The organism is Rhizobium altiplani (assembly GCF_001542405.1).
Lineage (GTDB): Bacteria > Pseudomonadota > Alphaproteobacteria > Rhizobiales > Rhizobiaceae > Rhizobium > Rhizobium altiplani.
The window spans coordinates 43,747-69,039 of sequence record NZ_LNCD01000105.1; the positions used below are offsets into that span (position 1 = coordinate 43,747).

Annotated in this window: 27 protein-coding genes and 2 tRNA genes; 20 read left to right on the forward strand and 9 right to left on the reverse strand. The window is 60.1% G+C overall.

Annotated elements, in window-relative coordinates:
- The first annotated feature begins 20 nt into the window (after positions 1–20).
- Positions 21–1,040, forward strand: coding sequence for a ketol-acid reductoisomerase (ilvC, locus tag AS026_RS24915; RefSeq protein WP_018858647.1), 1,020 nt, complete (start codon positions 21–23; stop codon positions 1,038–1,040).
- Between the two features lie 48 nt (positions 1,041–1,088).
- Here the strand turns inward: ilvC and AS026_RS24920 are convergent, their stop codons facing one another.
- Together AS026_RS24920 and AS026_RS24925 are read right to left on the reverse strand one after the other, a co-directional pair.
- Complete coding sequence (locus AS026_RS24920; RefSeq protein WP_062372438.1) at positions 1,089–1,676, reverse strand: class I SAM-dependent methyltransferase; 588 nt, start codon at positions 1,674–1,676, stop codon at positions 1,089–1,091.
- Between the two features lie 91 nt (positions 1,677–1,767).
- Positions 1,768–2,025, reverse strand: a complete 258-nt coding sequence (locus AS026_RS24925) for a GlsB/YeaQ/YmgE family stress response membrane protein (RefSeq protein ID WP_007534948.1) — start codon at positions 2,023–2,025, stop codon at positions 1,768–1,770.
- Between the two features lie 152 nt (positions 2,026–2,177).
- Between AS026_RS24925 and AS026_RS24930 the strand changes: the two genes are divergently transcribed.
- Positions 2,178–2,618: a YidB family protein gene (locus AS026_RS24930; protein WP_025661745.1), complete on the forward strand. Its 441-nt coding sequence runs from the start codon at positions 2,178–2,180 to the stop codon at positions 2,616–2,618.
- Between the two features lie 223 nt (positions 2,619–2,841).
- On the opposite strand, the gene AS026_RS24935 is transcribed toward AS026_RS24930, so the two are convergent.
- Positions 2,842–3,942, reverse strand: coding sequence for a branched-chain amino acid aminotransferase (locus AS026_RS24935; protein WP_062372544.1), 1,101 nt, complete (start codon positions 3,940–3,942; stop codon positions 2,842–2,844).
- Between the two features lie 219 nt (positions 3,943–4,161).
- Between AS026_RS24935 and AS026_RS24940 the strand changes: the two genes are divergently transcribed.
- On the forward strand, positions 4,162–5,382 hold the full coding sequence (locus AS026_RS24940; RefSeq protein ID WP_062372441.1) for an aminotransferase-like domain-containing protein: 1,221 nt from the start codon (positions 4,162–4,164) through the stop codon (positions 5,380–5,382).
- A 26-nt stretch (positions 5,383–5,408) separates the two neighbouring features.
- Here the strand turns inward: AS026_RS24940 and AS026_RS24945 are convergent, their stop codons facing one another.
- A complete protein-coding gene (locus tag AS026_RS24945; RefSeq protein ID WP_025661747.1) occupies positions 5,409–6,467 on the reverse strand; it encodes an aldo/keto reductase in 1,059 nt (352 codons plus the stop codon).
- A 163-nt stretch (positions 6,468–6,630) separates the two neighbouring features.
- Between AS026_RS24945 and AS026_RS24950 the strand changes: the two genes are divergently transcribed.
- From AS026_RS24950 to AS026_RS25015, 14 genes are all read left to right on the forward strand, one after another.
- Entirely contained in the window at positions 6,631–7,608 is a 978-nt protein-coding gene (locus tag AS026_RS24950) for an ABC transporter substrate-binding protein (RefSeq protein ID WP_062372444.1), read from the forward strand.
- A 17-nt stretch (positions 7,609–7,625) separates the two neighbouring features.
- Complete coding sequence (locus AS026_RS24955; RefSeq protein WP_062372446.1) at positions 7,626–9,320, forward strand: ABC transporter permease; 1,695 nt, start codon at positions 7,626–7,628, stop codon at positions 9,318–9,320.
- On the forward strand, positions 9,308–10,336 hold the full coding sequence (locus AS026_RS24960) for an ABC transporter ATP-binding protein (RefSeq protein ID WP_025661750.1): 1,029 nt from the start codon (positions 9,308–9,310) through the stop codon (positions 10,334–10,336). Before AS026_RS24955 ends, AS026_RS24960 begins: the two co-directional genes overlap by 13 nt.
- A 68-nt stretch (positions 10,337–10,404) precedes the next feature.
- The gene (locus AS026_RS24965) at positions 10,405–11,514 is read left to right on the forward strand and encodes an endonuclease/exonuclease/phosphatase family protein (protein ID WP_018858638.1); all 1,110 of its coding nucleotides are present in this window, start codon (positions 10,405–10,407) and stop codon (positions 11,512–11,514) included.
- Positions 11,511–12,257 (forward strand): NUDIX hydrolase, encoded by a 747-nt coding sequence (locus AS026_RS24970; protein WP_025661751.1) that lies wholly within the window; start codon positions 11,511–11,513, stop codon positions 12,255–12,257. Before AS026_RS24965 ends, AS026_RS24970 begins: the two co-directional genes overlap by 4 nt.
- Before the next feature lie 68 nt (positions 12,258–12,325).
- Complete coding sequence (locus tag AS026_RS24975) at positions 12,326–13,237, forward strand: PhzF family phenazine biosynthesis protein (RefSeq protein ID WP_062372449.1); 912 nt, start codon at positions 12,326–12,328, stop codon at positions 13,235–13,237.
- 124 nt (positions 13,238–13,361) lie between these two features.
- A tRNA-Lys gene (locus AS026_RS24980) sits at positions 13,362–13,437 on the forward strand.
- A gap of 213 nt (positions 13,438–13,650) precedes the next feature.
- The gene (locus tag AS026_RS24985; protein ID WP_245271726.1) at positions 13,651–13,929 is read left to right on the forward strand and encodes a hypothetical protein; all 279 of its coding nucleotides are present in this window, start codon (positions 13,651–13,653) and stop codon (positions 13,927–13,929) included.
- Positions 13,930–14,416: 487 nt separating this feature from the next.
- Positions 14,417–14,599, forward strand: coding sequence for a hypothetical protein (locus AS026_RS43670; protein ID WP_082728602.1), 183 nt, complete (start codon positions 14,417–14,419; stop codon positions 14,597–14,599).
- A gap of 284 nt (positions 14,600–14,883) precedes the next feature.
- The gene (locus tag AS026_RS24995) at positions 14,884–15,279 is read left to right on the forward strand and encodes a DUF1236 domain-containing protein (protein ID WP_025661835.1); all 396 of its coding nucleotides are present in this window, start codon (positions 14,884–14,886) and stop codon (positions 15,277–15,279) included.
- 392 nt (positions 15,280–15,671) lie between these two features.
- Positions 15,672–16,268, forward strand: a complete 597-nt coding sequence (locus AS026_RS25000) for a BA14K family protein (RefSeq protein ID WP_062372453.1) — start codon at positions 15,672–15,674, stop codon at positions 16,266–16,268.
- 196 nt (positions 16,269–16,464) lie between these two features.
- Complete coding sequence (locus AS026_RS25005) at positions 16,465–16,695, forward strand: hypothetical protein (protein WP_025661837.1); 231 nt, start codon at positions 16,465–16,467, stop codon at positions 16,693–16,695.
- An 893-nt stretch (positions 16,696–17,588) separates the two neighbouring features.
- Positions 17,589–18,110, forward strand: coding sequence for a DUF992 domain-containing protein (locus AS026_RS25010; RefSeq protein ID WP_062372455.1), 522 nt, complete (start codon positions 17,589–17,591; stop codon positions 18,108–18,110).
- A 92-nt stretch (positions 18,111–18,202) separates the two neighbouring features.
- Positions 18,203–18,454, forward strand: coding sequence for a hypothetical protein (locus tag AS026_RS25015; protein ID WP_025661839.1), 252 nt, complete (start codon positions 18,203–18,205; stop codon positions 18,452–18,454).
- 14 nt (positions 18,455–18,468) lie between these two features.
- On the opposite strand, the gene AS026_RS43675 is transcribed toward AS026_RS25015, so the two are convergent.
- Positions 18,469–18,654 (reverse strand): hypothetical protein, encoded by a 186-nt coding sequence (locus AS026_RS43675; protein WP_025661840.1) that lies wholly within the window; start codon positions 18,652–18,654, stop codon positions 18,469–18,471.
- Between the two features lie 102 nt (positions 18,655–18,756).
- Positions 18,757–19,698: a lytic transglycosylase domain-containing protein gene (locus tag AS026_RS25025; protein ID WP_025661841.1), complete on the reverse strand. Its 942-nt coding sequence runs from the start codon at positions 19,696–19,698 to the stop codon at positions 18,757–18,759.
- A 211-nt stretch (positions 19,699–19,909) separates the two neighbouring features.
- On the opposite strand from AS026_RS25025, the gene AS026_RS25030 reads away from it, so the two are divergent.
- The 3 genes from AS026_RS25030 to AS026_RS25040 all read left to right on the forward strand — a co-directional run bounded on the left by AS026_RS25030 (position 19,910) and on the right by AS026_RS25040 (position 23,463).
- Positions 19,910–20,674 carry a TIM barrel protein gene (locus AS026_RS25030; RefSeq protein WP_025661842.1) on the forward strand — a complete coding sequence of 255 codons (765 nt, stop codon included), beginning with the start codon at positions 19,910–19,912 and terminating at the stop codon, positions 20,672–20,674.
- A 121-nt stretch (positions 20,675–20,795) separates the two neighbouring features.
- Complete coding sequence (locus tag AS026_RS25035) at positions 20,796–22,022, forward strand: adenylate/guanylate cyclase domain-containing protein (RefSeq protein ID WP_025661843.1); 1,227 nt, start codon at positions 20,796–20,798, stop codon at positions 22,020–22,022.
- 109 nt (positions 22,023–22,131) lie between these two features.
- The gene (locus AS026_RS25040) at positions 22,132–23,463 is read left to right on the forward strand and encodes an NAD(P)/FAD-dependent oxidoreductase (RefSeq protein ID WP_062372458.1); all 1,332 of its coding nucleotides are present in this window, start codon (positions 22,132–22,134) and stop codon (positions 23,461–23,463) included.
- 59 nt (positions 23,464–23,522) lie between these two features.
- On the opposite strand, the gene AS026_RS25045 is transcribed toward AS026_RS25040, so the two are convergent.
- From AS026_RS25045 to AS026_RS25055, 3 genes are all read right to left on the reverse strand, one after another.
- Positions 23,523–23,597 (reverse strand) — tRNA-Glu (locus AS026_RS25045).
- Between the two features lie 93 nt (positions 23,598–23,690).
- Positions 23,691–24,242: an alpha/beta fold hydrolase gene (locus tag AS026_RS25050; protein ID WP_062372461.1), complete on the reverse strand. Its 552-nt coding sequence runs from the start codon at positions 24,240–24,242 to the stop codon at positions 23,691–23,693.
- 158 nt (positions 24,243–24,400) lie between these two features.
- The gene (locus AS026_RS25055) at positions 24,401–25,171 is read right to left on the reverse strand and encodes an SDR family NAD(P)-dependent oxidoreductase (protein WP_062372547.1); all 771 of its coding nucleotides are present in this window, start codon (positions 25,169–25,171) and stop codon (positions 24,401–24,403) included.
- Between the last annotated feature and the right edge of the window lie 122 nt (positions 25,172–25,293).

A 25,293-nucleotide genomic window follows, 5' to 3' on the forward strand; every position in this document is an offset into this window, starting at 1 on the left:
GCAAAGGGAAGGAAATTCAAATGCGCGTCTATTACGATCGTGATGCAGATCTCAACCTCATCAAGTCGAAGAACGTCGTCATCGTCGGCTACGGCTCCCAGGGCCGTGCGCACGCGCTGAACCTCAAGGACAGCGGCCATGCCAACGTGGCGATCGCTCTCAAGGCTGGCTCGGCAACCATCAAGAAGGCAGAAGCCGACGGCTTCAAGGTCATGACCGTTGCCGACGCTGCCAAGTGGGGCGACCTGATCATGATGGCAACGCCTGACGAGCTGCAGGCCGACATCTACAAGGGCGAAATCGCCGGCAACATCCGTGACGGCGCTGCAATCGCCTTCGCACACGGCCTCAACGTTCACTTCGGCCTGATCGAGCCGAAGGCGTCGCTCGACGTCGTCATGATCGCGCCGAAGGGCCCGGGCCATACGGTTCGCGGCGAATACCAGAAGGGCGGCGGCGTTCCCTGCCTCGTTGCCGTTCACCAGAACGCTTCCGGCAACGCTCTCGAACTCGCTCTCTCCTACGCTTGCGGCGTTGGCGGCGGTCGTTCGGGCATCATCGAAACCAACTTCCGCGAAGAGTGCGAAACCGACCTCTTCGGCGAACAGGTCGTTCTCTGCGGCGGTCTCGTCGAACTGATCCGTGCTGGTTTCGAAACGCTGGTCGAAGCCGGCTATGCGCCTGAAATGGCCTACTTCGAGTGCCTGCACGAAGTGAAGCTGATCGTCGACCTGATCTATGAAGGCGGTATCGCCAACATGAACTACTCGATCTCGAACACGGCCGAGTGGGGCGAATACGTCACCGGCCCGCGCATCATCACGGCTGAAACCAAGGCTGAAATGAAGCGCGTCCTGCACGACATCCAGACCGGCAAGTTCACGTCCGACTGGATGCAGGAGTACAAGGCAGGGGGTTCGCGCTTCAAGGGCATCCGCCGCATGAACGACAGCCACCAGATCGAAGAAGTCGGCGCGAAGCTGCGCGGCATGATGCCTTGGATCGGCAAGAACAAGCTGGTCGACAAGTCCGTCAACTAAGCGGTTTCACAGTGCTGAGTCAGCAGGGCCGGGGCGAAAGCTCCGGCCTTATTTTTGCGTCCGTACCGCAAGCCAGCGGGTCGGCTTTCCGTCGTAGCCGGTCCCATCGCCTTCGCTGATCACAATGTTGTGCCAGCCGCCATTGCTCAGCATTTCCGAAAGCAGTTCCGCCGACGGATAGTTGTAGTAGCGACCGAAGCCGTCGTGCCCCTCGGCCTCGCCCGCCTTGAAGGTGGCGTGAAAGACGCCGCCGGACCGCAGCGCCGTGCGGATCCGTTCCAGCACATCAGGGAGGTCTGCCCGGGGGACATGCAGCAGGCTGGCCTCGGCCCAGACGCCGTCGAAGGCTTCCTCTTCGTCCAGATCCTCGAAGCGCAACACCGCGACGGGACGCTCAAGAAAGGTTTCGGCCTGCTCCGCGATCGCCGGCGATCCGTCCGTTGGCGTGACATCGAAGCCCTTTGACAGCATGTAGGCGCTGTCCTGTCCGCCGCCGCATCCCAGATCGAGGATGGCTGCACCTGGCGGCAGCATCAACAGAAAAGCGTCTAGGCGTCGAACCGGCAGCGTGCGTTGCCGCGAAGCATAGGTGGCCGCGTTGTCGTCATAGAATGAAGATGTACTCTCGTCTGCCATGATCGTTCGCCCAATGACCCAAGGCCGGAGTTACACGCATAAGGTCGCCGCCTTTGAGGCGGCGCTCATTCCGTCGATATAAAAGAGCGAGCTAGATGGAACGGCGCCCGCTGATGGCGTGGTACAGCCAAAGGACCACGACCGCGCCGATGACGGCGACAACGAGGCTGTAGATATTGAAGCCCGTTATGCCGGATGCGCCGAAGAAGCTGAAGATGACGCCACCGACGATCGCTCCGACAATGCCGAGGACGATGTCCATCAGCATGCCTGCGCCCGACTTGTTCACAATCTTGCTGCCGATGAATCCTGCGATCAATCCAAGGATAATCCACCCGATAACAGACATCTGCCATTCCCCTCCTTGATTGGTTGAATATTCAGACCATCTTCCCGTTTAAGCTAAATAGCTCGTTGGGGAATTCAAGGTTCGCGAGAACCTTGTTCTTTCATTCTACAGTTGTTGTTCAATGAATTGAAGCAACCGAAAAGGAGGATGTCATGGGTATCTTTGATGACGCCGTTCCGGGCGGAAGTATCTCGAAGCCGATCATGGTCGCGCTTGGCGCGTTACTAGTGGGAAAGCTTCTTGGTGCTGGAGGCAGCCAGACGGATCCAGCAGCTCAGCAGGCTAATCCCCAAGCTGGTGACGGCGGGCTTCTTGGTGGGCTCGGCGGTCTTCTCGGCAAGCTGACGGAGGCCGGGCAGGGCGATACGGTGGATTCCTGGGTCCAGCCCGGACAGAACAAACCGATCGCGCCGGGCAGCCTCAACGATGCGCTTGGGTCGAAGACGATCAGCGATCTCGCACGCCAGGCGGGAATCAGTGAGCAAGAACTCCTGAATCAACTTTCGACAGTCCTGCCCGGAGTGGTCGACAAGCTGACACCCAGAGGCCAACTGCCGACACAAGAGCAGATCGCCTCCCTGTTCCGTTCCTGAGCGCGGTACGATCGAGCTGCAGTATCGGAGAAGACTCGCCCCGTTTCCCGGTCGGAAGCGGGGCGAACGAGTGTTTTTTCCATGCCGCCCCTGATGATTTTGCGACCGGCCGAAGCCTCGCGCCTCTCTGCGCTCTTCCTCTGGTCCGGCCACAAAAAAACCGGGCGTTGCCCGGTTTTCGAGTTTTCTGAATTGCTGGGCCGACTACTTGCGGCCGCTGACCTCAGACCAGGATGCGGCGTGTCCAGCCACGCTCATCGTTCGTCACGCCCTTCTGCAGGCCGACCAGCTCCTGGCGCAGCTCGGTGGTCAGCTTCCCGGTCTGCCCGTCTCCGATCAGGAATTCGCCACCAGCGTGTCGCACCAGGCCGATGCCCGCGAGTACCGCTGCAGTGCCGCAAGCGAAGGCTTCCACGAGCTTGCCACTGACGGCATCGGCCTGCCATTCCGCGAACGAGTAGGGGCGCTGCTCGACGCGCAAGCCCTTTTCTTCGGCGAGAACGATAACCGAGGCGCGGGTGATGCCCGGCAGGATCGTGCCGCCGAGCGGTGGCGTGACGACGGATCCGTCGTTCATCACGAAGAATACGTTCATCCCGCCGAGTTCCTCGACCCAGCGGTGCTCTGCCGCATCGAGAAAGACGACCTGATCGCAATTCCTCTTCGAGGCCTCGGCCTGCGCGATGAGGCTTGCGGCGTAGTTTCCTCCGCATTTTGCAGCACCGGTGCCGCCGTTGGCCGCCCGAGTGTATTCGGTCTCGACCCATAGGGAGACCGCTTTTGCTCCACCTTTGAAGTAGGCGCCGACCGGAGAAGCGATAATGCAGAAGATATATTCCTGAGCCGGACGAACACCCAGGAATGCCTCGTTGGCGAACATGAAGGGGCGAAGATACAGGCTGGCGTCGCCCGATGGAATCCAGTCCTTATCAACACGGACGAGTTCTTCCACCGCCTTCAGGAAAATTTCGTCCGGCACGGGAGGCATCGCCATGCGGATGGCTGACTGGGCGAAGCGGCGGGCGTTCTCTTCAGGCCGGAAGAGCAGAATGCGACCATCGTCCGCCCTGTAGGCTTTCATGCCCTCAAAGATTTCTTGCGCGTAGTGCAACACCGCGCTGGCAGGATCGAGTTCCAAGGGCCGCCTGGGCGTTACCTTCGCATTGTGCCACCCTTTGTCAGGAGTCCACCGAGCCAGAACCATATGATCCGTAAAGACCTTGCCAAAGCCGGGCGACTCCAGGGCCTGAATTCGGTCGGCGTCCGAGACCGGCGACGTGTGGAATTCGATCTTGATTTCAGGAGTGTTCGACGACGCGGGCATTGCTGGCACCTTCATAGCATATTTGATAGTGGCGGCGACACTACTGCCACGGAGTGGGTCTTGAAAAGATCGATTTTAGCCAGTTCTGGCTTCTGATCACGGAAGTGACCTTCGCTTCCCAAAATTGTCATGGTAGCAAACAAATAGGTCAGTAATGTTGACTTATTATTTGTTGCGTGGTTCTGTCGCCTAAAGACAAAAAATTACGAGGAAATGCCCATGCTGAATTGGGAAAGCATATTCGCGACGCGTTCTTCCCGTATGCGTGCTTCGGAGATCCGCGAGCTTCTGAAGCTTCTTGACCGCCCAGATATTATTTCCTTTGCCGGTGGTATTCCGGATCCGGCGCTTTTCCCCGATCAGGAATTCAAGGCGGCCTACGTCGATATCTTCGATAGCTCGGCCGTGAACTCGGCGCTGCAGTATTCGGTCAGCGAGGGCTACAAGCCGCTCCGCGAATGGCTGGTCAAGCAGATGGCCGCCATCGGCATCCCTTGCGAACTCGATAACGTCTTCATCGTTTCTGGCTCGCAGCAGGGCTTGGATTATCTCGGCAAGCTTTTCCTCTCGCCTAATGACACGGCGCTGGTCACCTGGCCGACCTACCTCGGTGCGCTCCAGGCCTTCAATGCCTATGAGCCGGCCTACGATCAATTGACGCCGAACGGCAACCGCACGCCTGATTCCTACAAGGCGCAGGCCGCGAGCGCGGGCGGCAAGGTGAAGTTCGCCTATCTCTCGGCCGACTTTGCCAATCCGACGGGCGAGACTGTCGATCAGGCTGGACGAGAGAAGGTTCTTGCCCTGGCAGAGGAACTCGATATCGCAGTCATCGAAGATGCCGCGTATCAATCACTCCGCTACGATGGAACGCCGATCGCGCCGATTCTGGCGACGGAGATCGCGAAGAAGGGGCACATCAACGATACCCGCACGATCTACTGCGGCAGCTTCTCGAAGACGCTTGCGCCGGGCCTGCGCGTTGGCTTCATCGTCGCCAACGCTCCCGTTATCCGCAAGCTTGTTCTGATGAAACAGGCGGCTGACCTGCACTCCTCGACGATCAATCAGATGGCGATCGCGCATGTCGCGGAACGCGGTTTCGATGCACAGGTCGCCAAGATCAAGTCGGTTTATAGTCACCGCCGCAATGTCATGCTGGCGGCGCTTGAGAAGTACATGCCTGCAGGCACGAGCTGGACGAAGCCCGAAGGCGGCATGTTCATCTGGGTGACGCTGCCTGATGGCATGGATGGCGCGAAGCTGCTAGCCAAGTCGCTGGAAACGGCCAACGTCGCCTTCGTCCCGGGCAAGGCCTTCTTCGCCGATGGTTCGGGTGAGAACACCTTCCGCGTCAGCTTCTCCTGCGCGAACGATCAAATGATCGAGGAGGGGATCAGCCGCCTTGGTGCGTTGATCGCCGGTGAAATCGGCGGCTGATCAGCCGCCGACCTCTTCAGAGCCAACTATCGATTGAGGTGTGGGCCGAGCAATTCGAGGTCCGCCTCACTCAGCCGGTCGCTGGCCGTGTTCAGCTGGTGCCAATACGGATAGAGCACGGGCGGCAGGCTGACCGCGTCCAGTCGACTGCGCTCCTGCTCGGTCAGCTTCAGCTCGGCTGCGGCGAGATTGTCCTTGAACTGGGCTTCGGTGCGCCCTCCGATGATGACAGACGTGACCGCCTTGCGGCCGATCAGCCAGGCAAGCGCCACCTGGGCTGCCGAGACACCGCGCTCATCGGCGATCGCCACCAGCGTTTCCACGATATTCCAGAGGCGGTTTTCATCGCGGATCGGCGGCTCGGTCCAGCCTGAGAACTGCCGCGAACCCTCAGGTGCTGCCCGGTTGCGTCGATGCTTGCCCGAAAGCAGGCCGGCAGCAAGCGGGCTCCAGACGAGGACACCGAGGCCCTGGTCGATGCTGATCGGAAGGAGTTCATATTCCGCATCGCGTGCTTCGAGCGTGTAGTGGATCTGCTGGCTGACGAACCGCTCCCGCTTTTCCCTCTCGCTGACGCCGAGCGCCTTCATGATATGCCAACCGGAGAAATTGGAGCAGCCGACATAGCGGACCTTGCCCTGGCGCACGAGTGTATCGAGCGCCTCCATGGTTTCCTCCAGTGGCGTCTGCCCGTCCCACTCGTGAAGCTGGTAGAGGTCGATGACGTCAGTCTTCATGCGCCGCAGGCTGGCCTCGCAGGCGCCGATCAAGTGATAGCGCGACAGGCCGGTGTCGTTCGGGCCGTCTCCCATGCGAAAGCGCGCCTTGGTGGCGATGAGAACGCCGTCCTTGCGCGGCCCGCCGATGATCTCGCCGAGGATTTCCTCGCAAACACCCTGCGAGTAGACGTCGGCAGTGTCGATCAGGTTGACGCCGGCGTCTATGCACAGGTCGACAAGCCTGCGTGCCTCGGTAACGCCGAGATCGCCAACCATCTTCGCCCAGCCTTGGCCACCGAATGTCATGGTGCCCATCGTCAAGGTCGAAATCTTCAGGCCAGAACGGCCAAGAAGCCGGTATTCCATTTGCGCTCCTCCAAAATGCACAAGTCAAAAGGTGCGGTAGAAGATAGGGGCGGGGAAGGTGGGTCAAGGGCAGATGTCCGACGTCTTGGTACCGAAGCCGACTGTCACAATCATGTTATCCGCGATGGCTAAGGAACGGGTCTCCCACCACCGAGGACCAATCATGAAGACGATCGTTTCCGCCGCCGCGCTACTCGCAGCGAGCTTGCTTGCAATCCCAGCCTCCGCCGCCAATCTCGTCCTCTATACGAGCCAGCCGAACGAGGACGCGCAGGCAACCGTGGATGGCTTCATGGCAGCCAATCCGGACGTCAAGGTAGACTGGGTGCGCGATGGCACGCCCAAGATCATGGCGAAGCTGCAGGCGGAGATCGAGGCCGGCAATCCCGTCGCCGACGTCCTGCTGATCGCCGACACGGTGACGCTCGAGCGTCTGAAGGAAGCCGGCAAACTGCTCGCCTACAAGTCGCCGGAAGCTGCCAGCTACGACGCGGCACTCTACGACGGTGACGGCTACTACTATTCGACCAAGCTGATCACGACAGGCATCGTCTACAACACCTCTGCCGCGTTCAAGCCGACCAGCTGGAAGGACCTGACGAAGGCTGAAGCCAAGGGTCTCGTGACCATGCCGAGCCCCTTGACGTCGGGTGCAGCCCTCATTCATGCGCAGACGCTGGCCGGCGTCAGCAGCCTCGGCTGGGATTTCTACAAGGATCTTGCCGCCAATGGCGCGACCGCCGCAGGTGGAAACGGTGCTGTGCTCAAGTCGGTTGCCTCGGGTGAAAAAGCCTTCGGCATGATCGTCGACTACATGCCGATCCGCGAAAAGGCTAAGGGCGCGCCGGTCGCATTCGTCTTCCCGACGGAAGGCGTCTCCGCCGTCACGGAGCCGGTCGGTATTCTCGCAAGTTCGAAGAATGCCGATGCGGCGAAGAAATTCGTCGATTACGTGCTCTCTGAAAAGGGGCAGGAAGGCTTCCTCAAGCTCGGCTATATCCCCGCCCGCAACGGCATGAAGCTGCCGGAAGGCTTCCCGGCTCGTGACAGCATCAAGGTGCTGCCAGTCAATGCCGCGGAGGCGCTGAAGACTACCGATCAGGACCTCAAGACCTTTTCCGGCATTTACGGCTCGAACTGATCGCCGCCGGAAAGCAGATGCGCGGATATGTTCGTCCTGGAAACAGCCAGCCTGCTTGGCTGTTTCCTTTTGTCGTTATCATTGTCCTGATACTTAGCGTGCTGCCGCTAGCGCGGCTCGCGATGACAGGCATTGCGGCGCTCGCAAAGGGCGGCGTCGGCGCGGTGCTCAGCGATCCTGCCCTTTGGTCGGCAACCTACTACACGCTCGCCACGGCCGTTCTTGGCACACTGATCTCGCTTGCCATCGGCTGCGCCTTCGCGTTCCTGCTGACGCTGACGGATATCAGCGGCAAGGGAGCGCTAAGCTTTCTGTTCATCCTGCCGATGATGATCCCGCCACAGGTGACGGCGCTTGCCTGGGTGCAGATGTCCGGGCCGTCAAGCCCACTGCTGAAGGCGTTGCACCTTGCGCCTCCGCTTGGATCGCCGCAGCCGCTTTATTCGGTCTGGGGCATTTCGCTGCTCTACGGAGTACAGCACGCGCCGCTCGTTTATCTCGCCCTCCGTGCAGGCCTGATGGCGTTGCCTCGCGATGGTGTCGAGGCGGCGCGTCTTGCTGGGGCGGGCAGCTTTCGGGTCTTCCGCGATATCATCCTGCCGCTTTCGTTGCCGGGCATCATTGCCGGTGCCGCAATCTCTTTCGTATCCTGTACAGGCAACTTCGGCATTCCCGCCATTCTCGGCATACCCGCCTCGATCTACACGCTTCCGACACTTATCTTCACTAAGTTCTCCGCCTTTACGAGCCGTACTTTCGGCGACGTTGCAGTGCTTTCCGCACTGATCGCGATCATTTCCGTTGCCGGGCTTGCCATTCAGGATCGCGCCCTGCGCGGACGCGACTACCGCGTCCTCGGGCTTTCGGGCGCGACCGCGGCCTTCGAGGTGGGGCGCTGGAAGCTCCTTTTGCAGCCGCTGCTCTGGCTCTGCATCTTCGTCATGCTGGTAGCGCCATTCTTCGCTCTCCTCGCTGGTGCACTCGTGCCGGCCTATGGCGTGCCGTTGACCTTCAAGACCCTGTCGGCAAGCGCCTTCTACGAAATTCTCTTCCGTCAGGCGGTCACGCGTACGGCTTTCGCCAATTCGCTCTCTCTCGCGGCGGGGACGGCGCTATGTCTCCTCCTGGTGACCGTGCTGACGGCTTACGCGTTGACCCGACGGAATGACCTGCTGGGCCGGATCGTTTCGAGCCTGATCGAGATTCCCTATTCGCTGCCCGGCATCGTCATGGCCGTGTGCTTCATTCTGGTGTTTGCCGCACCGCTTCCGATCCTGCATGTGACGCTCTACGGAACGATTTGGATCATTCTGATCGCCTACCTCTCCAGTTTCTTTGCCGTTAGCCTGAAGCCTGTCGTCAGTGCGTTCCATCAGCTCGATCCGGCACTGGAGGAGGCGGCAAGGCTTTCGGGAGCGGGCTTCTTCCGGCGGCTCGCCGACATCATAGTGCCCTTGATCGCGCCCGCTGCCGGCGCGTCGGTGATCCTGGTCTTCCTGATCGCTTGCAATGAGCTGACTATTTCCGCGCTTTTGTGGTCGGCCGGGACGCAGACGCTTGGCGTCGCCATCTACAATCTCGACGACAGCGGTAGTTCCGATCTCGCGTCGGCGCTCTCCGTGCTCGTCGTTCTTATGGTCGTCTTCATGATGCTTCTCCTGGAATTGATGGCAAAACGCCTGCCGAGAGGAGTCGTACCGTGGCGGAACTGATCCTCAACCATCTTGCCAAGGACTTCGGTACCGGGCGCGCGGCGGTCGCCGACTTCTCCCTGAAAGTGCGGCATGGCGGCTTCCTGGCGCTGCTCGGACCGTCTGGCTGCGGCAAGACAACTGTTCTGCGCATGATCGCCGGTTTCGAGGCGCCAACCGACGGCTCTATCCATCTTGGCGAGCGGCTGCTTGCAGACGCCTCGAGGTCGCTACCACCGGAACGGCGCAACATGGCAATGGTGTTCCAATCCTATGCGCTGTGGCCGCATATGAGCGTCGCCGACAATGTCGGCTATCCTCTGAAAGTGCGCGGCATCTCCGGCGAGTCCTACAGACAGAAGGTCCGGGAGGCACTGGCGACGGTGAGGCTCGCCGACCATGCCGAGCGGCGTCCCGCCGATCTCTCCGGCGGCCAGCGACAGCGCGTGGCATTGGCCCGCTGCCTTGTCTCGTCACCTGATGTCGTGCTGCTCGACGAGCCGCTCGCCAATCTCGACCGGCACCTGAAGCAAGAGATGGAGGAAACGTTCCGCGAATTCCACCAGCGCTCCGGAGCGACCATGGTTTATGTGACGCACGATCAGAGCGAGGCGATGGCCCTTGCGACTGATGTTGCGGTCATGTCCGAGGGCCGCCTTCTGCAGGCTGCGCCGCCTGCGGAGATCTACGCCCGGCCAGAGGGCCGGCTGGTCGGTGGGCTGATCGGTCGCGGTGCGATCCTCTCGCTTTCATCTCCGGTTGGTGACATCAGGCTTCTCGATTGGAACGCTCTCGAGCCCATGCTGTCTCACGAGGCGAGGCACCAGCCGAGAGTGGATGTGTTGGTGCGCCAGGAAGACGTCTTGATTGTTGGTGAGGGCGTTCCAGCGCGCGTCGAGTCGATCCTCTACGAAGGCGAACGCTACGCCGTGAAGTTGCTGCTTGGTGACGGACAGGTGCTTCGCGCATTCAACCGTGAGCGCTTGCGGGTCGGCGAAAGCGTGTGGGTCATTGCGCGCGCCGCCTGGCGTCTCTGATCGCGAAACGTCTTTCCGAAGCGGGGCTTAGCCACTACTAATGGCATAACGCCAATTGGAAATGTTCGATGTCGCTTCGCATTGCCACCTTCAACGTCGAAAACCTCATGACGCGTTTCGACTTTACCGGCTTCCGCAACCAGTTGCGCCAAGACCGGGTCATCAAGCTTTTCGAAGTGCGCAGTGAAGGCGTCTACCAGCAGCTCGAGCAGGCGCGGGTGATCGCTTCCACCGACGATACCCGACAGATGACGGCGCTCGCGATTGCCGACGCCGACGCCGACATTCTCTGCCTGCAGGAAGTCGACAACATGGAGGCGTTGCAAGCCTTCGAATACGGCTATCTCTTCAGGATGGTCGGCAACGGTTACCGGCAAAAATATCTCGTCGAGGGCAACGACAGCCGCGGGATCGACGTCGCAGTCCTGATGCGGGAAGAGACACGTGACGGGCAGAAGATCGAGCTCAAGCAGATCAAGAGCCATGCAATGCTCACCTATCGCGATCTGGGGCTTTTCAACGACCAATTGGCGCTGACCAACCGCATCGACGACAAGATCTTCAAGCGCGACTGCCTGGAACTGGAGCTCGAGATCGGTGGCGTCGCGCTGTCGCTCTACGTGGTCCATTTCAAGTCGATGGACGGGCCGCGCACGAATGGCGTCGACAGCAGGCTCGGCACCATGCCGATCCGGCGGGCCGAGGCGCTGGCGGTTCGCCGTATCATCGAGGACCGCTTTCACGGTCATACCGATGACAAGAGGTTCGTTATATGTGGTGACATGAACGATTATCAGGAGCGCGTCGACGTCATCGGGCGCCGCCAAACGGGCTACCGCTTCGAGCATCAGGTCGAGAGCATCAGCGCGCTCGACGTCTTCAGTCGCGACGGCTTTTTGGAGAATGTCGTGCGCCGCCGTGATCCGCTCGACCGCTGGACGCTCTACCATGCCCGTGGACCCGAAGAGCAATGGCTGTGTCAGCTCGACTACATCTGGCTCTCGAAGGCGCTCGCCAGAACGAATGTCGGACGCCTGCCGGAGATCGTTCGACATGGACAGCCTTACCGCACGGCCTTCCCGCCCGGCCAGGAGGTCGAGCGTTATCCTCGCACCGGCTGGGACCGGCCAAAGGCCTCCGACCATTGCCCCGTTGTCATGACACTGGATTTGATATGAACCTGCATTTCTCCGAGGATTTCGCCGGCTGGCCGCCGGAGCAGACCGTATTTCCGATTGCTGGGCTGGACCTTCGCGTTCTCGCCGGGGACCATTCCTTCTATGTCGCGGAGCGCGAGGCGATCCGGGAGAACTGGGCGAAGGAAACGGCTGCAAACCCGGCGCTGTTCGACGGCCGCATGGTCTTTCAGGAGCGGCTGGCTCTAACCGATGCCGGCATAGCAGGCGAGGGCCATGTCATCCCGTTTTCTACATTCATGTGGTGGCGCCGCCAACCGAGCCGGCAAGGCGGCATCCATCTGTTCGCCTATCCGGTCCTCGAAACCTCGGACGGCGCGCTGGTGGCTATCCGCATGGGGAGCCATACGGCCAATCCCGGCCAGGTCTATTTCGCTGCCGGTTCCCTCGAACCAGAGGACGTCAGCGAAGGTCGTTGCGACGTCGAAGGCAATATGCGTCGCGAGGTGATGGAGGAGACGGGGCTTGACCTCAACGAGGCCAAGGCCGGCGATCGCTACTACGCGAGCCATGTCAGGCGCACGGTGACTGTGCTGCGTCTCTTCCGCTTCGACCTGACCGCCGATGACATGATAGAGAAGATCCACGCACACATGCTGGTTGCCGACGACAAGGAGATTGCCGGCGCGGTTGCTATACGTTCGGCCGACCCGAAGGCACACCCCTACAATATTGCGATGCTCCCCGTCATCGACTGGTACTTCCGGGAACGGCGCGGCGCTTAACGCCTTGCGCTCGGTCGTCCGGTCGGGCAGGTTGGCGAAACGAGGATCGAGACCATCAGGAGGCCGATGTGGGGCGAAGCTACAGCGTCTATGACGTGTTCACCGACCGCAAGCTCGCCGGAAATCCGCTCGCCGTTATCTTCGATGGTGACGATTTGAGCGATGACGCCATGCAGGCGATCGCCAAGGAAATGAGCCTCTCGGAAACGGTCTTCGTGCAGCCGTCGGGTAATCCCGCTTACACGGCGAGAATCCGCATCTTCACGCCCGGGCGGGAGCTTCCCTTTGCAGGGCATCCGACCGTTGGAACGGCGATCGCTCTCGCCGAGCAGGCGCATGGCGGCTCGAGCATCGATCTCGTTTCGGTGCTGGAGGAAAATGTCGGACCGGTGCGTTGCGCCGTTCGCCTGCGGGAAGGCGAGGCGAGTTTTGCCGAGTTCGACCTGCCGCGGAAGTCGCAGCAGATCACGATGCCGCTCGACAAGCTTGGAATCGCCAATGCTTTGTCGTTGAAGACGACCGAGATCGGCTTTGAGAACCACGTACCGTCGTTGTGGAGCGCCGGCGTGCCGTACCTGATGGTGCCGGTGCACGACGTCGGCGCCGCGCAGCACATGGAGTTCGACCCGCAACTTTGGGAAGAGACCGTTCCCTTCGTGGATGGCGCGCTTGCCTCGGCCTATATCTACTGCCGGGGCGGCGTGAACCATGTGGCGAAATTCCATGCGCGGATGTTTGCGAGCGGCATGGGGATCGTGGAGGACCCTGCGACCGGGTCGGCTGCCGCCGCGCTCTCCGGCACCATTCACTATTTCGACCGTCTGACGGACGGGCACCATGGCATAACGATCGAGCAGGGCGTGGAAATGGGCCGGCCATCCTTCATTCATCTGCACATGGATGTTGAAGGCGGAACGATCTCAAATGCCCGGATCGGCGGGCAGGCTATGCGCATCGCAAGCGGAACGCTGGACCTTTGATTTCATTGCATTTCAGCCATGCGCAAAAATCTTCGCATTTAACCAAAGAATTTTCAGGCAGGCGCTAGACAAGCCGAACGATCCTGTTTATACGCCCCCTCACACCGCGCAACACGGCGGTTACGGGTGATTAGCTCAGTTGGTAGAGCAGCTGACTCTTAATCAGCGGGTCGTAGGTTCGAGCCCTACATCACCCACCAAAAACCTCAAGAAAGGTAAGCAGTTAGCAAAAAACTCCCAAGCGGGAGCTCTGGCCATTCTGCCAATTCTGTCACAAACTTTGTCACAAAATCGAAAGTGGTAAGCTCCGTCGAGGAAGCGAATTTCTTCCGTCATCCAAGCCCCGCGCCGGGACACAGGCGCGTGCATCCCGTCGGCGTTAAAGCGAGTTCTCATTAGAGCAGCGTGGAGGTTTGCAGCTATCGCCGGCGGCTAATGCGGTGCATGTCGACAATGCGGCCGTCAGTTCGACGGATTGCGATCTCGAAGCGGGTGTTGCCTCGCCACGCACGATAGATGAAGAACCTGCCACGGCAGTCGACCCGACGAACATCGCGGAAGCCGCGATTGCGAAGCAGTCGTTCACCCTGACTACAGGTTATCCCTCGACCTCTATTGAGGCTGCTACCGATCCCGATGTGTATGCTGATGTCCGTTTGGGCAATCGCTTCACGGGGAAGCGCCACTGGTGACGCCACTATTGCCAAGGCGAGCACTGATGAGACGAGCGAAGATCCACGCATTATTGTGACGATACTCATAATCATCCTCACTGTTTGACTCATGCCGGTCCTGAAAAACGCCCGACATGACCGTTTCGGCCAGACCATCGCGAGGAAAAGAACGCGATAGTTGCATAGGGCGAGGCCGGATAGGCCTGACCGTGGTGGCTCCCAGATTATCAGCAAATGTCAGAATCCGTAATCGTGTCGGTGGGTTGCAAACCAGAGACTGGTTCGGCGAGCGATGAAATGGACGATAATTGCGTCAGCGACTTTGAGATGACGAGCTTTCAGCTTGACACGGTGTCAATTGGCAGCCACCGGTTCGAGGCGAAGGCATTGATCGGCGCATGGGTTGTGTGAAGCTTGAATGGAAGCAGGGGACAGCGGTTTAGCGCGGGGCCGCTTTCGTCTAACATCTCTTTCTCGTAAACCGCTGCAGCCAGGAGAAGCATGAATGAGCAGATTTCGGGCATTTGTAGCAGCTGGAGCGATGATCAGTCTTTCCACGCTCCTGTCGGCCTGCGGGACGCCCCCGAACTCGATGGGCAATGCGTCAGGCTATGAGCCGGGAGATTCAATGAATCGAGCCTGCTCCGACGGCTTCAGGCCCAGCGACGGCCGGTCCTGCAGTTACTGACGGGCGGTAGCGCCTGCCGAAGGGCGATCCGCCCGACGGGTGCGCGCCCTCGTTGCACGGGATCCTCTCGTCGCCTCTCCAGCAATGGTTTGCGCGCCCTCATCGGTTAGATGACCTTCGCCCGCTGCCATTCCATCACCAATTCCCCATCCGTCCACCTGAGACGACGATCGGACCGAAGTCGGGTTTCGTCTCCGACCGAGGTCTGACAAGTGGAACCGGGAGGATTTTGCCTCGTCGGTTTCAAGAGCGGCCCGTCGGGTCGCCTTTTCAAGGAGGAGAATATGCTTATTAAACAATCTATTGGCGCGGTCGCAGCATTGATCTTTGCGTCTGGCGCGGCATTCGCACAATCGTCCACTGTCAATGGCACCGTTGGCGGCGCGGCCACCGGCGCGATTGTCGGTGGACCGGTGGGCGCGGCTGTTGGCGGTGTGACCGGTGCGGCAGTTGGCGCCATGCTTGAGCCGCCGCAGACGGTTGTCACCTATGTCCGCGAGGTCCCGGCTCCGCAGGCACGGGTCGTCGTCGAGGAAAAGATCGTCGTCGGTCAGCCGCTTCCGGAGACCGTTGTCCTAACACCTGTTCCCGACAATCCGAACTTTGCATACGCGGTCGCGAACGACGAGCGTGTGATCGTCGAGCCTTCATCGCGCAAGGTTATCCGGGTTCTCAACTGATCCTGGTTCGAGAGCGCGGCTATGCTGCGCGCAACCAACCCCAATCAAATTGACGTCAAGGACATACGCTGCGGCTCGATGCCGTACGTTGCGTGCGCCTTGTCGTCCACGGAGAAGAGACATGGAACACAAGAAACTATCCATGATTGTTGGGCAGCGGCGATCGGATAGACGCCGCCGGCGGCGCTTGGCTCGGGTATTGCCGGCAAGACGATAGTGACGCGGAACAAAGTTCCCTCGCACGGGTTTCTTGGCTGATCGCGATTATCTCGACCAGGCCTGCGCCGCCTCGCCATGGGGCATCCGCAAGGCGCCATTTTAAGGCGTCGTGCGGCTCCGCATGATCGAGCGCAGAGGGCGCATGCATCAGTCATGAGGGTAGGGAAGCTGTCATGAGAGCGATTGCAACGATGCTGTTCGGCATTGCCTCGGCTGTCGGGGCCTGTTTCATCGGGGCTGCGGCCGCCACTTACATCCTCGCCGTGCCTGATGGGCGGCAGTTCGCGAATCTGGATACACCGAACCTTTGGACTGCATCTCCCGAGCGGGTTGACGCACGTAGTCAGAAGTTCGAGCGGATTGCGCCCCTTGTGTCAGCGGCCTATCCCGTTACATCCGCAGCACCCAAGCCCAAGGCGGACGTGGTAGCAAATTCCGCGTCCGAGGACTCATCGACGGACGCCGCCTCGGCGTCACTTCGTAACGAGCATCAACAATGGTGCGCGTCGCGATACCGGTCCTACGATCGTGCCCGTGACACCTATCGCTCCTACAGCGGTCAAACCCGCATCTGCGTGTCGCCCTTCGCCGCCCCATCGATGGAGATCACTGGATCGGTGAGTGGAAACCCAGACCATCTCGCGTGGTGCTTTGCGCGTTATGCGTCCTATCGGGCAAACGACAATACATACCAGCCGTACGGCCGACCGAGGCGCGAATGTGTCTCGCCATTCTCCAGCAACACCAGTGCCGAGACTGCCAGCCAATGACGCTGTTCCGGGGAACTTGAGCCACCGCCGGTCCTTTCGCACGGCAAAAAAACTGTGGGAACCAACAGTGTGGCGCGGCGTTTTAGGCACAGTTCCAAGGCGATCCGCACGCCCGCCTTGGCCTTTCCAAAAGTCCCTGTCATCTGCCCCGCTTGTTGCGGGGCTCCTTTCTGCTTGTCGAGGAAGGGGAGCCACCATGTCACATAAGCGCTACAGTCGTCGCGACGAGCCGCTACATTCCAAGGATCTGTCAGTCTGCCATCGGGTGCTCGATCACATCCGCAACGAGCAGGGGATCGAAGCGTCCTCGGACGAATCCGATCGGATCGCCTCAATCATCATCGGGTTTTATCGCCAGGGAGTCCGTGACGAGAAACAGTTGCACACGCTGATCGACGTGGCGCGCGGGTTTGCGCATCGATCTTAGTGGACAAAACGAACAATGGTTGGGAACAGAAGCGAACCACCGGCGTTTTTCGCTCAGGTCGTGCCGCCCTAGGCACGTTGTTTTGAAGTGTAACGATATTAGAGAGCCGCGCCGACACCGCGGCGGGGCTTTTCCTTTGTCGTCTTTTCAGCCGGCTCTTGTAGGACTTAGGTCCTATAGGACCTCAAAAACCTGAACCATATGCAGGCCTGGCGCGTTGATCTCCAGAGAAAGGAGACTGACCATGAAACGGTTGATCATCGCAATGGCCGGCCTCGCAGCAGTACTGGTGAGTGCTCCTGCCGACGCCCAAGGTGTCTATTTCGAGTTCGGTTCCGGCGGCCACAGGTATTATGATGATTCACCACCGCCTCGTTACTACCGATACGGCCCAAGGTACCGTGATTACGACTATGACGGACCGCGCTACGCCCGCCGCGACGTATGCTGGAGGGTGCCTTACCAGCACCGAAGCCACCACCACTATATCACCAGGTATAGAACGGTTTGCGAATAGAGAATCGGCCTCGCGTGAAGCGAGGCTTTTTCTCAGGGACCTGGCGTTTCTGCCGTCATCCGCCCTAGACGCCCCAGCCTGATTTTGCCGCGTTGGCCGTCCCACCTATGCACGGCGGTTTTCTCGGGCCTACTTCTCCCGGTCCTCAAGGCAGAACTGTCTCACCAAAATCGGTCTGAGGTCGCGGATCGGGCGAGCCCTTGTGTTTGGCTGTGATCGAGCTGTTTTAGATGGGCGGCGCGCTGCCGGGCGCTGGCAAGGATGCTCACGAATTGGCTCAATTAGCGTGCAAGATCGGAAGGGCAGCCATGCATCAGCGGCCTTGGTAAATCATAGCGATGCGCTATCTATCTCCGTGCAATACAAGGAGAAAATGATGAAGAAGATTGCAACCGCAGTTGCTGCCGTATCGCTGATGCAAGCCTTGGCCACGAGCGTCGGTGCTGCCGATTTGGTCACCACTTATAAGCAGCCCGAGCCCGACCTGAGTGACGGCGTCAAGATCGGGATTCTGACCTGTGACGTCGGTGGCGGTGTCGGTTATGTCCTCGGTTCGGCAAAATCGGTCGATTGCGTTTTCAGCCCGACATCGGGCAGCGAGACGCAGGATCGGTACGCGGGTGCGATCCGCAAACTGGGCGTTGATGTCGGATTTACCACGCGCGGCCGGATTGTGTGGGCGGTGTTTGCGCCGACGACGGGATACCATCGCGGTTCGCTGGGCGGCCTTTACCAGGGCGCATCGGCCGAAGCGACGCTTGTCGCCGGTGTTGGTGCCAACATCCTCGTCGGCGGCACCAGTGGCTCGGTGCAGTTGCAGACGCTGAGCGTGACCGGACAGCTCGGCCTCAACGTTGCCGCTACCGGAACGTCCATGACGTTGACGCCACAAGGCTAACGGCGTCTCGCCGGCTATCGATTGGCGCGCTCTTGAATAAATCTGGCCGCATTCTTGTGCGGCCAGCTTGGGCTTCGGCTCAGGAGGGAGAGATGAGATATACCCCAATAATCATGGCGATAGCGCTTGCCGGCTGCAACACGACTGCACCGCCGCTTGAGCCTGTGCCGGGAAGCCTGACCTATGGACGCGTCGTGCGCTCGCCGTACCCGCCGGGAACGGTGATCAATAACACGTTCCTGGGAAAATGGGGTTACCGCACATTCGAGAAATACGTGGTCCAGCCTGATGGAACGCTTAAGTTGACCTCCCAGCAGACGGCCCCGGATTTTCTGGTCTTCTGATATTTTCGCTGCCGCTATCGAAGTTTCGGTGGCTTACTGGTCATATTCGCCTGAATTTCGTGTTCAGGGACGTGGCGCCCGAGGAGCTTGTGCAATTTGCGCTCTTCGGCGGAATCGGCACCGTTCCGCCTGCCTTGGTTGGCGATGCTCCGGCCCCTCGGCCCCGGATTTCTAATCTGTCGGTTTTGCGTGCTGTGCATGGCTCTTTCCTCCCTCCGGGGGAAACGCACAACTCGCGCCAAAGTTCATGGCTCCACCGGAAAATTCGCCGTCGCCGATCCGCAGCAGGGGCCGAAATGGTTTCAGTTTCGGAAGACGGTGCAGGCTGCCCCGGCGGCACGGACAGTCATGCAAACCTTGTCAGCTTCAGCGCGAGTCTCTCTGCCGATACGAGCAGCAAAGCGCGGCCTGAAGCCAAAGCTGCGATCCCGCATGCGCACGATGACCGGCTCCTCGCTCGCGAGAGGTGCGGGAAGTTGACGTGCGACTGCGGTAAATAGGCGAAGTGCTGCGGCATCGTTACTATTTGCCGCAAGCTGGGCGCCCCATGGCGCCCACTGACCCTGTTGGACCGAGGCGGTTTCGGTCAGGCGGCGCTTGCTGGCAAGCTCTATGCAACCATCGATGAAGGATTTGTCCGGAATGAGAAACTGCGCAGCCTCGACAGGCGGATCGTTCTTCCACTGATCGATCGTATTCGCCGTGATGTCAAGAACGTAGCTGCGTGTCTCGAAGGGCAGCAGGCCCGTATCGAGATAGTCGGAGAGGCCCTGCTCGCCGGCATTATAGGCCGCGGCAGCGAGGCCGAGATTGCCAAAGCGTATTCGCAGCTCGTCGAGGTAGCGCGCTGATTCCTTGAGGGATTCGAGGATATCGAAACTATCCCTCAATCCGCGCAGCCTTGCGGTGCCAGGCATGAACTGCGCAATGCCCTGCGCGCCTTTGGGACTGATGGCGCCTGCCTGAAAACGGCTTTCCCGCCAGATCAACCGGGCGAAATATTCCGGCGGCAGGTCGTTTTCCCGCGCGAAGTGATCGATCGCGATGCAGAGATCGCGACCGTAAGTTTCGCGGGTGATACATAGGCGCTCGCCAGAGGTCGGCATGTCGAGGGAATAGACACAGACACGATGCGACGTTGCAGCGGGCGGCTGGGAGAGGGCCATCTGGGTAAGTGCCAACAGAAAGCTGGCCACCAGCGCTACGATGCGTGCTTTGCCAAACGATACGCCCACCGCAGCCATCGTCCCTCTGTCGCCATTCCTGACTTTCTGGATCGAGCCGGAAAAGATACGCCCGTCAATGATGACGGGCGGAGTTGGGAGATTAATACGCACCCGCACGTTAGCAATCTTGAATATGGCGTCAAGTCAGAAACGGAGCATGGAAGCTTTTTGCCATTTGCCGCGGCTCGACTATTGTCGGCGAAAGAGTTCCCGATTCAGCGAGGCCGCCATGAGACTTTCCGCCTGCATCGAATGGTTGTTCGCAGCTGACGCCGACAACTTCGCGGACAGGATCCGCCTTGCGCACGCGCACGGCGTGGAGGCAGTCGAATTCTGGAAGTGGACGAACAAGGATATCGGCAGCATCGAATGGGCGCTGACGGAAACCGGCATAGAACTCACGAGTTTTGTGGCGGAACCGATGATTGCCCTGACAGACAGAACCAATAAGGAAGCGTTTCTGAAAGGTCTGAAAAGTTCGATCGCAACGGCAAGACGCCTCGGCGCGCACACCCTGATTGCGCAGGCAGGTGATGATCTTGCCGGCAAGTCCCGCGAGGAGCAGAAGGCAGCGCTGATCGAAACCCTGACCGCCGCCGGCGAAATTCTCGAGGGCAGTGGGGTTCGCCTCGGCCTCGAGCCGCTCAACACGCTGATCGACCACGTCGGCTATTTCCTTCATTCAACGGTGGAAGGTCTCGAGATCGTAAGGGCGACGGGGCGTTCCGAGATCGGCATTGTCTATGATGTCTATCATTCCGCCGTCATGGGAGAGGACACGGCCGAGGTGATCGGCGATGATATCGACCGAGTTTTCCACGTCCATATAGCCGATCATCCGGGACGGAATGAGCCCGGCAGCGGAAATGTCGACCTTAAGCGACGGGTCGATTGGCTTGTCGAACATGGCTACCGAGGCGCGATCGGGCTGGAATACAGGCCGCTGGCAGCGAGCGCTGCGACGATTGTGGAGACCCGGCATATGCTCGGCTAGAAGCCGGGTGACTCAGACTCGGATGGACGCAACCATTTCAATCTGCAGAGTCACGCACCATCTAGGGGATGAATGATGTCCTTCCTCAATCGGGACGCGACCGTGTTTGTGGAGTATAGCCATGCAATCCGTTTCGGACGTGCCTTTGTCTTTCAACGATCAGAGTGAGGGTGTGTGGCCCTCGCGTCGGCGAAAGATCATCGATTGGCTGGTCACGGAAACGCGTGACGAGCGCTTCATCGACAACATCTTCGTGCAGATGTGCCAGCGGCTCCGGAACGAAGGCGTACCGGTAGCGCGCGCATCGTTGCACTTCAGGACGCTTCATCCGCAATGGCTCGGAGCACGTATCCTGTGGCGCACCGGGTTGGCCGAGGCCAAGATCGATACGTTCGGCTATGGCGTCGAGAAGACACCGCAGTTTCGCAACAGTCCGGTCAACGAGATCTTCAGCGGCGCGATCGAGGTTCGCAAAAACCTCGAGGCTATGAGAGACGGAGACGGCCACCATCAATTTTATGACGAACTGATACGTGATGGGCTTACGGAATATATCGCTTGGCCGATGGAGCACACACTCGGAAAGCGCCACATCGCGACCTTCGCCAGCGACCGGCCCGGCGGTTTTTCTGACGAGCACATTGCTTTCCTCCAGGATCTTCTGCCCGCCTTGACACTGGTGACCGAGATCCGTCTCAAGAACATTCTCGCGCGCACGTTGTTGGAGACCTATGTCGGGCCGCATGCCAGCGGACAGATCCTTGCTGGGGCGACAACACGTGGCAGCGGGGCCACCGTCGGTGCGGCAATCCTCATCTGCGATCTGCGCGATTTCACGACGATCTCGGATCAATGGCCGCGCGATGACGTGATCGAGTTGCTGAACGGCTATTTCGACGCGATGTCGGAGCCAATTGAGAAACACGGCGGCGAGATCCTAAAATTCATGGGCGACGGGATGTTGGCGATCTTCCCGCTGACCGATCCGATGGCCTGCAGAAACCTCCTGACGGCGATCAAGGAGGCCGGCGCCGCGGTCGCTGCGCTCAACGAGGAGAATGCGCGCGAGGGTCGCGAGGTGCTGCGCTACGGTATCGGCGTGCATGTCGGCGACGTCATGTATGGCAACATCGGCTCGCGCCGCCGGTTGGATTTCACGGTCATCGGGCCTGCGGTCAACGTGGCATCGCGTCTGGAAAGCCTGACGAAAGAGATCAAGCGGCCGGTGCTCTTCTCCAGGGCCTTCGTCGAGATGGCTTCGTGCAAGGAAGGCATGGAAAGCCTCGGCGCGTTTCCTCTGCGTGGTTTGGGCGAGCCAGTTGATGTGTTTGCCTTCAAGCGATCCTGAAGCTGTAAGATATGCAGACGAAGCGCGGGTAGGGTTCCTAAAAGCGGGGCGGGGTTGTAGGGCTACACAAGCCAAACGATCTTGAGTCCCTGCCAGGAGACAATCCCTCATGCCCGGTCCCTATGTTGTTCCCGTCCATGGCGACGAGGAGCTTCCGAAAGAGTGCGACGTCGTTGTGATCGGCGGCGGCATTGTCGGTTGCTCCACGGCGCTGGAACTCGCCGAACGCGGCCTGCGCGTGACGCTTTGCGAGAAAGGCGGGATTGGGAGGGAACAATCGAGCCGGAACTGGGGCTGGGTGCGGATCTCGATGCGCGATCCGCGCGAGGTGCCGCTGATGGCAGAGGCGCTGAGAATCTGGGATGGCCTCGACAAGCGCACCGGGCGCGATACGGGTTTCAAGCGCGCCGGCATCATCTTCACCTGCGCCAATGACAAGGAGGTGGCGGAGCGCGAGCGTTGGCGCACCAATCTGGACGGCTACCAGATCGAATCCCGCATGCTAACGGCGCAAGAATTCGGTGAAACGGTTCCCGGCTCAAGTGTCGATATGGCGGGAGCGCTCTACACGCCGGCCGATGGGCGGGCGGAGCCGCAGAAGGCGGCACCGGCGATCGCCGAAGCGGCACGCGACAAGGGAGCGACCATTCTCACGGAGTGCGCTGTACGCGGTATCGAGACCTCGGCAGGGACCGTCAGCGGTGTCGTGACGGAACGCGGCGCGATCGCCTGCAATGCCGTGGTCCTGGCCGGCGGCGCGTGGTCCAGCCTGTTTGCCGGTCGCTTCGGCATCGATCTGCCGCAACTGAAGGTGCTGAACAGTGTTATGCGCACGAAGCCGTTGGAAGGCGGGCCGGCGCAAACGATATGGGCCAAGGATTTCGCTATCCGCAAGCGGCAGGACGGTGGTTACACAGTGGCCCGCGGCCACGACAACATCGTCGATATCGTGCCGGCCTCGTTCCGCTATGCCGCTACGTTTCTGCCGGCCTTGCGGTCAGAGTGGAAGTCGCTTTCCTTCCGGCTTGCGGGCCGTTTCTTTGACGAGCTGCGCATGCCACGGCGCTGGTCAATGGATGACGCAACTCCGTTCGAGTATCACCGGGTTCTCGATCCGGTGCCCTCGAAGAGATTGACGCTGGATGCACTCGACAGTCTGAAGAAGGCGTTTCCGGTTTTCGCCAAGGCGGAAATCGCCCAGCGTTGGGGTGGCTACATCGATGTCACGCCGGACGCCATGCCCGTCATCTCGGCGGTCGATTCCATTCGCGGCTTTCATATCGCGACCGGATTCTCCGGCCACGGCTTCGGCATTGGACCGGCAGCGGGACGACTGATGGCCGATATCGTTACAGGCCGGGCGCCCGTCGTCGACCCGAAAGCGTTCCGGCTCTCGCGCTTCAGCGACGGCTCGAAGGTCGAGCTGATCAGCGGCTTCTGATTTTGTGTATGAATGGAACTCGCGCGAGTGCGCCATTTGGTAATCTGGAATCGAGAGGTTGGTACGCCCTAGGGGAATCGAACCCCTCTTTACAGAATGAGAATCTGTTGTCCTAACCGATAGACGAAGGGCGCATCTGACAAGAAAATAGGAACGGCATGGCTGTTCGGCAAGACGTTCAGCTTGCTGGAAAAGGGATCCAGCGCGCGCTTCGGCGTGCTGACAGCTTAGCCGGCTGAAAGTATGTCTCGTGCAACGTCGCTCATATCGTTGTTGAGCTGGTGATCCCTGCGGTCGAGGGTGCGGACGACGGCGTGCGGAATCGCCTTCGCACAGAGATGAACATGGGCAGTGGGTACCACGTCGTCGGCGGCGCCATGATAGAGATAGATGGGAAGGCCGGGCGGGAGACCCTCTGAGACGTCCTTGCAGTCGCCGATGCCGTCGCTCGGCCATCCGCCTTCGCCGATGAAGGGCGCAGCGATGACGAATAGCCCTCCGAACCTCGGTTTCGGCTGCTGTTTGGCAAGCACATGGATCAAAATGGTGCCGCCGACCGAGTGAGCGATGAGAATTGCCCCGTCGTCCAGCGAAGCGAGTTCTCTCGTTAACGCAGGCTCCCACGCTGCGTAGCTTGGATCGTCCTCATTGGGCATTCGGGGATAGCGGACGGTATAGTTTTCGCCGAGTTCGCGCTCAAGGCTCGCCACGAGCTTGCTGTCCCAGCAATCGTAGACGCCTTCGCCGGCTCCTTGTACAAAGAGGACCTGCCTAGCCATCCGGCAACTCTATTCGGCGGGGCAGGCCGAAGCAAGGCTGGTCCATACTCAGCATGAGTAGCGATACCAACGCGTTGTCGAATCCAAGCTAGGTGAGAAACTGGCACGCCCGGGGGAAGTCGTCGTTCTCGTCTGCAGAGGATTTGCGCACTTCGGCATCAGGCCACGGACCATCCGCCGTCCACCAGCAGGTTCGCGCCGGTGATTAGGCTCGCAGCTGGTGACGCAAGAAAGACGACGGCACCCACCACGTCATCGGTTTCACCGATCCGGCCGAGCGGAATGTGAGCGAGCGTCGCTTTGCGATTGTCGGCGTCGGATAGAAAAGGTGCCGTACCATCCGTGTGGATGAACGTCGGCGATACGGTATTCACGGTGACATTATAGCGTGCCCATTCGGCTGCAAGGCAGCGCGTGAGGTGATTGATTGCCGCCTTGCTCATGCAATAGATTGCCTCGCCGCGCAGTGCCACGGTGCCGGCCTGTGAGCTGATGTTGATGATCCGGCCGCTGTTGCGCTTGATCATCTGACGGCCCACCGCCTGCGTCATCAGAAACGTGCCCTTGATGTTGACATCAAGTATTTCGTCAAGGTCTTTCTCCTCAACGAGTTCTGCAAGATTGCCCGGAGCCACGCCGACGTTGTTGACGAGTACGTCGATCCGACCGAACTTCGTAAGAGCCGCGTCGACGGCTTGTGCGATATGGACCCCATTGGGAATGTCCAGTTCGACAGGGAGGACGTTTCGTCCCATGCCCTCGAGTTCGGCGACCAGGCCTGCCGACGCCGCGACATCGCGGATCCCCAAGACAATATCGGAGCCGGCTGCGGCACAGGCAAGCGCGCAAGCCCGACCGATGCCACGGCTCGCTCCCGTCACGAAAGTCACCTTACCCGCAAGGCTGAAGTCCGGCGCGTTCTTCTGCATCATCATCCCTCCCTCGATGAAGCTCATTTATGGCAGCGTCGACGCTCGGATGCCAGATGTTCTGCGCATGCTGAGGAGGCCGACTGGAGGAAGCAGGCGTGTTGCCGAGTCGCGAGTCAAGG

What these genes read in the sequence shown, in the direction of transcription:
- ilvC (WP_018858647.1), top strand. Translation starts at nt 21, where the DNA reads ATGCGCGTCTATTACGATCGTGATGCAGATCTCAACCTCATCAAGTCG.
- AS026_RS24920 (WP_062372438.1), bottom strand. Translation starts at nt 1,676, where the DNA reads ATGGCAGACGAGAGTACATCTTCATTCTATGACGACAACGCGGCCACC.
- AS026_RS24925 (WP_007534948.1), bottom strand. Translation starts at nt 2,025, where the DNA reads ATGTCTGTTATCGGGTGGATTATCCTTGGATTGATCGCAGGATTCATC.
- AS026_RS24930 (WP_025661745.1), top strand. Translation starts at nt 2,178, where the DNA reads ATGGGTATCTTTGATGACGCCGTTCCGGGCGGAAGTATCTCGAAGCCG.
- AS026_RS24935 (WP_062372544.1), bottom strand. Translation starts at nt 3,942, where the DNA reads ATGCCCGCGTCGTCGAACACTCCTGAAATCAAGATCGAATTCCACACG.
- AS026_RS24940 (WP_062372441.1), top strand. Translation starts at nt 4,162, where the DNA reads ATGCTGAATTGGGAAAGCATATTCGCGACGCGTTCTTCCCGTATGCGT.
- AS026_RS24945 (WP_025661747.1), bottom strand. Translation starts at nt 6,467, where the DNA reads ATGGAATACCGGCTTCTTGGCCGTTCTGGCCTGAAGATTTCGACCTTG.
- AS026_RS24950 (WP_062372444.1), top strand. Translation starts at nt 6,631, where the DNA reads ATGAAGACGATCGTTTCCGCCGCCGCGCTACTCGCAGCGAGCTTGCTT.
- AS026_RS24955 (WP_062372446.1), top strand. Translation starts at nt 7,626, where the DNA reads ATGCGCGGATATGTTCGTCCTGGAAACAGCCAGCCTGCTTGGCTGTTT.
- AS026_RS24965 (WP_018858638.1), top strand. Translation starts at nt 10,405, where the DNA reads ATGTCGCTTCGCATTGCCACCTTCAACGTCGAAAACCTCATGACGCGT.
- AS026_RS24970 (WP_025661751.1), top strand. Translation starts at nt 11,511, where the DNA reads ATGAACCTGCATTTCTCCGAGGATTTCGCCGGCTGGCCGCCGGAGCAG.
- AS026_RS43670 (WP_082728602.1), top strand. Translation starts at nt 14,417, where the DNA reads ATGAGCAGATTTCGGGCATTTGTAGCAGCTGGAGCGATGATCAGTCTT.
- AS026_RS24995 (WP_025661835.1), top strand. Translation starts at nt 14,884, where the DNA reads ATGCTTATTAAACAATCTATTGGCGCGGTCGCAGCATTGATCTTTGCG.
- AS026_RS25000 (WP_062372453.1), top strand. Translation starts at nt 15,672, where the DNA reads ATGAGAGCGATTGCAACGATGCTGTTCGGCATTGCCTCGGCTGTCGGG.
- AS026_RS25005 (WP_025661837.1), top strand. Translation starts at nt 16,465, where the DNA reads ATGTCACATAAGCGCTACAGTCGTCGCGACGAGCCGCTACATTCCAAG.
- AS026_RS25010 (WP_062372455.1), top strand. Translation starts at nt 17,589, where the DNA reads ATGAAGAAGATTGCAACCGCAGTTGCTGCCGTATCGCTGATGCAAGCC.
- AS026_RS25015 (WP_025661839.1), top strand. Translation starts at nt 18,203, where the DNA reads ATGAGATATACCCCAATAATCATGGCGATAGCGCTTGCCGGCTGCAAC.
- AS026_RS43675 (WP_025661840.1), bottom strand. Translation starts at nt 18,654, where the DNA reads ATGCACAGCACGCAAAACCGACAGATTAGAAATCCGGGGCCGAGGGGC.
- AS026_RS25025 (WP_025661841.1), bottom strand. Translation starts at nt 19,698, where the DNA reads ATGGCTGCGGTGGGCGTATCGTTTGGCAAAGCACGCATCGTAGCGCTG.
- AS026_RS25030 (WP_025661842.1), top strand. Translation starts at nt 19,910, where the DNA reads ATGAGACTTTCCGCCTGCATCGAATGGTTGTTCGCAGCTGACGCCGAC.
- AS026_RS25035 (WP_025661843.1), top strand. Translation starts at nt 20,796, where the DNA reads ATGCAATCCGTTTCGGACGTGCCTTTGTCTTTCAACGATCAGAGTGAG.
- AS026_RS25040 (WP_062372458.1), top strand. Translation starts at nt 22,132, where the DNA reads ATGCCCGGTCCCTATGTTGTTCCCGTCCATGGCGACGAGGAGCTTCCG.
- AS026_RS25050 (WP_062372461.1), bottom strand. Translation starts at nt 24,242, where the DNA reads ATGGCTAGGCAGGTCCTCTTTGTACAAGGAGCCGGCGAAGGCGTCTAC.
- AS026_RS25055 (WP_062372547.1), bottom strand. Translation starts at nt 25,171, where the DNA reads ATGCAGAAGAACGCGCCGGACTTCAGCCTTGCGGGTAAGGTGACTTTC.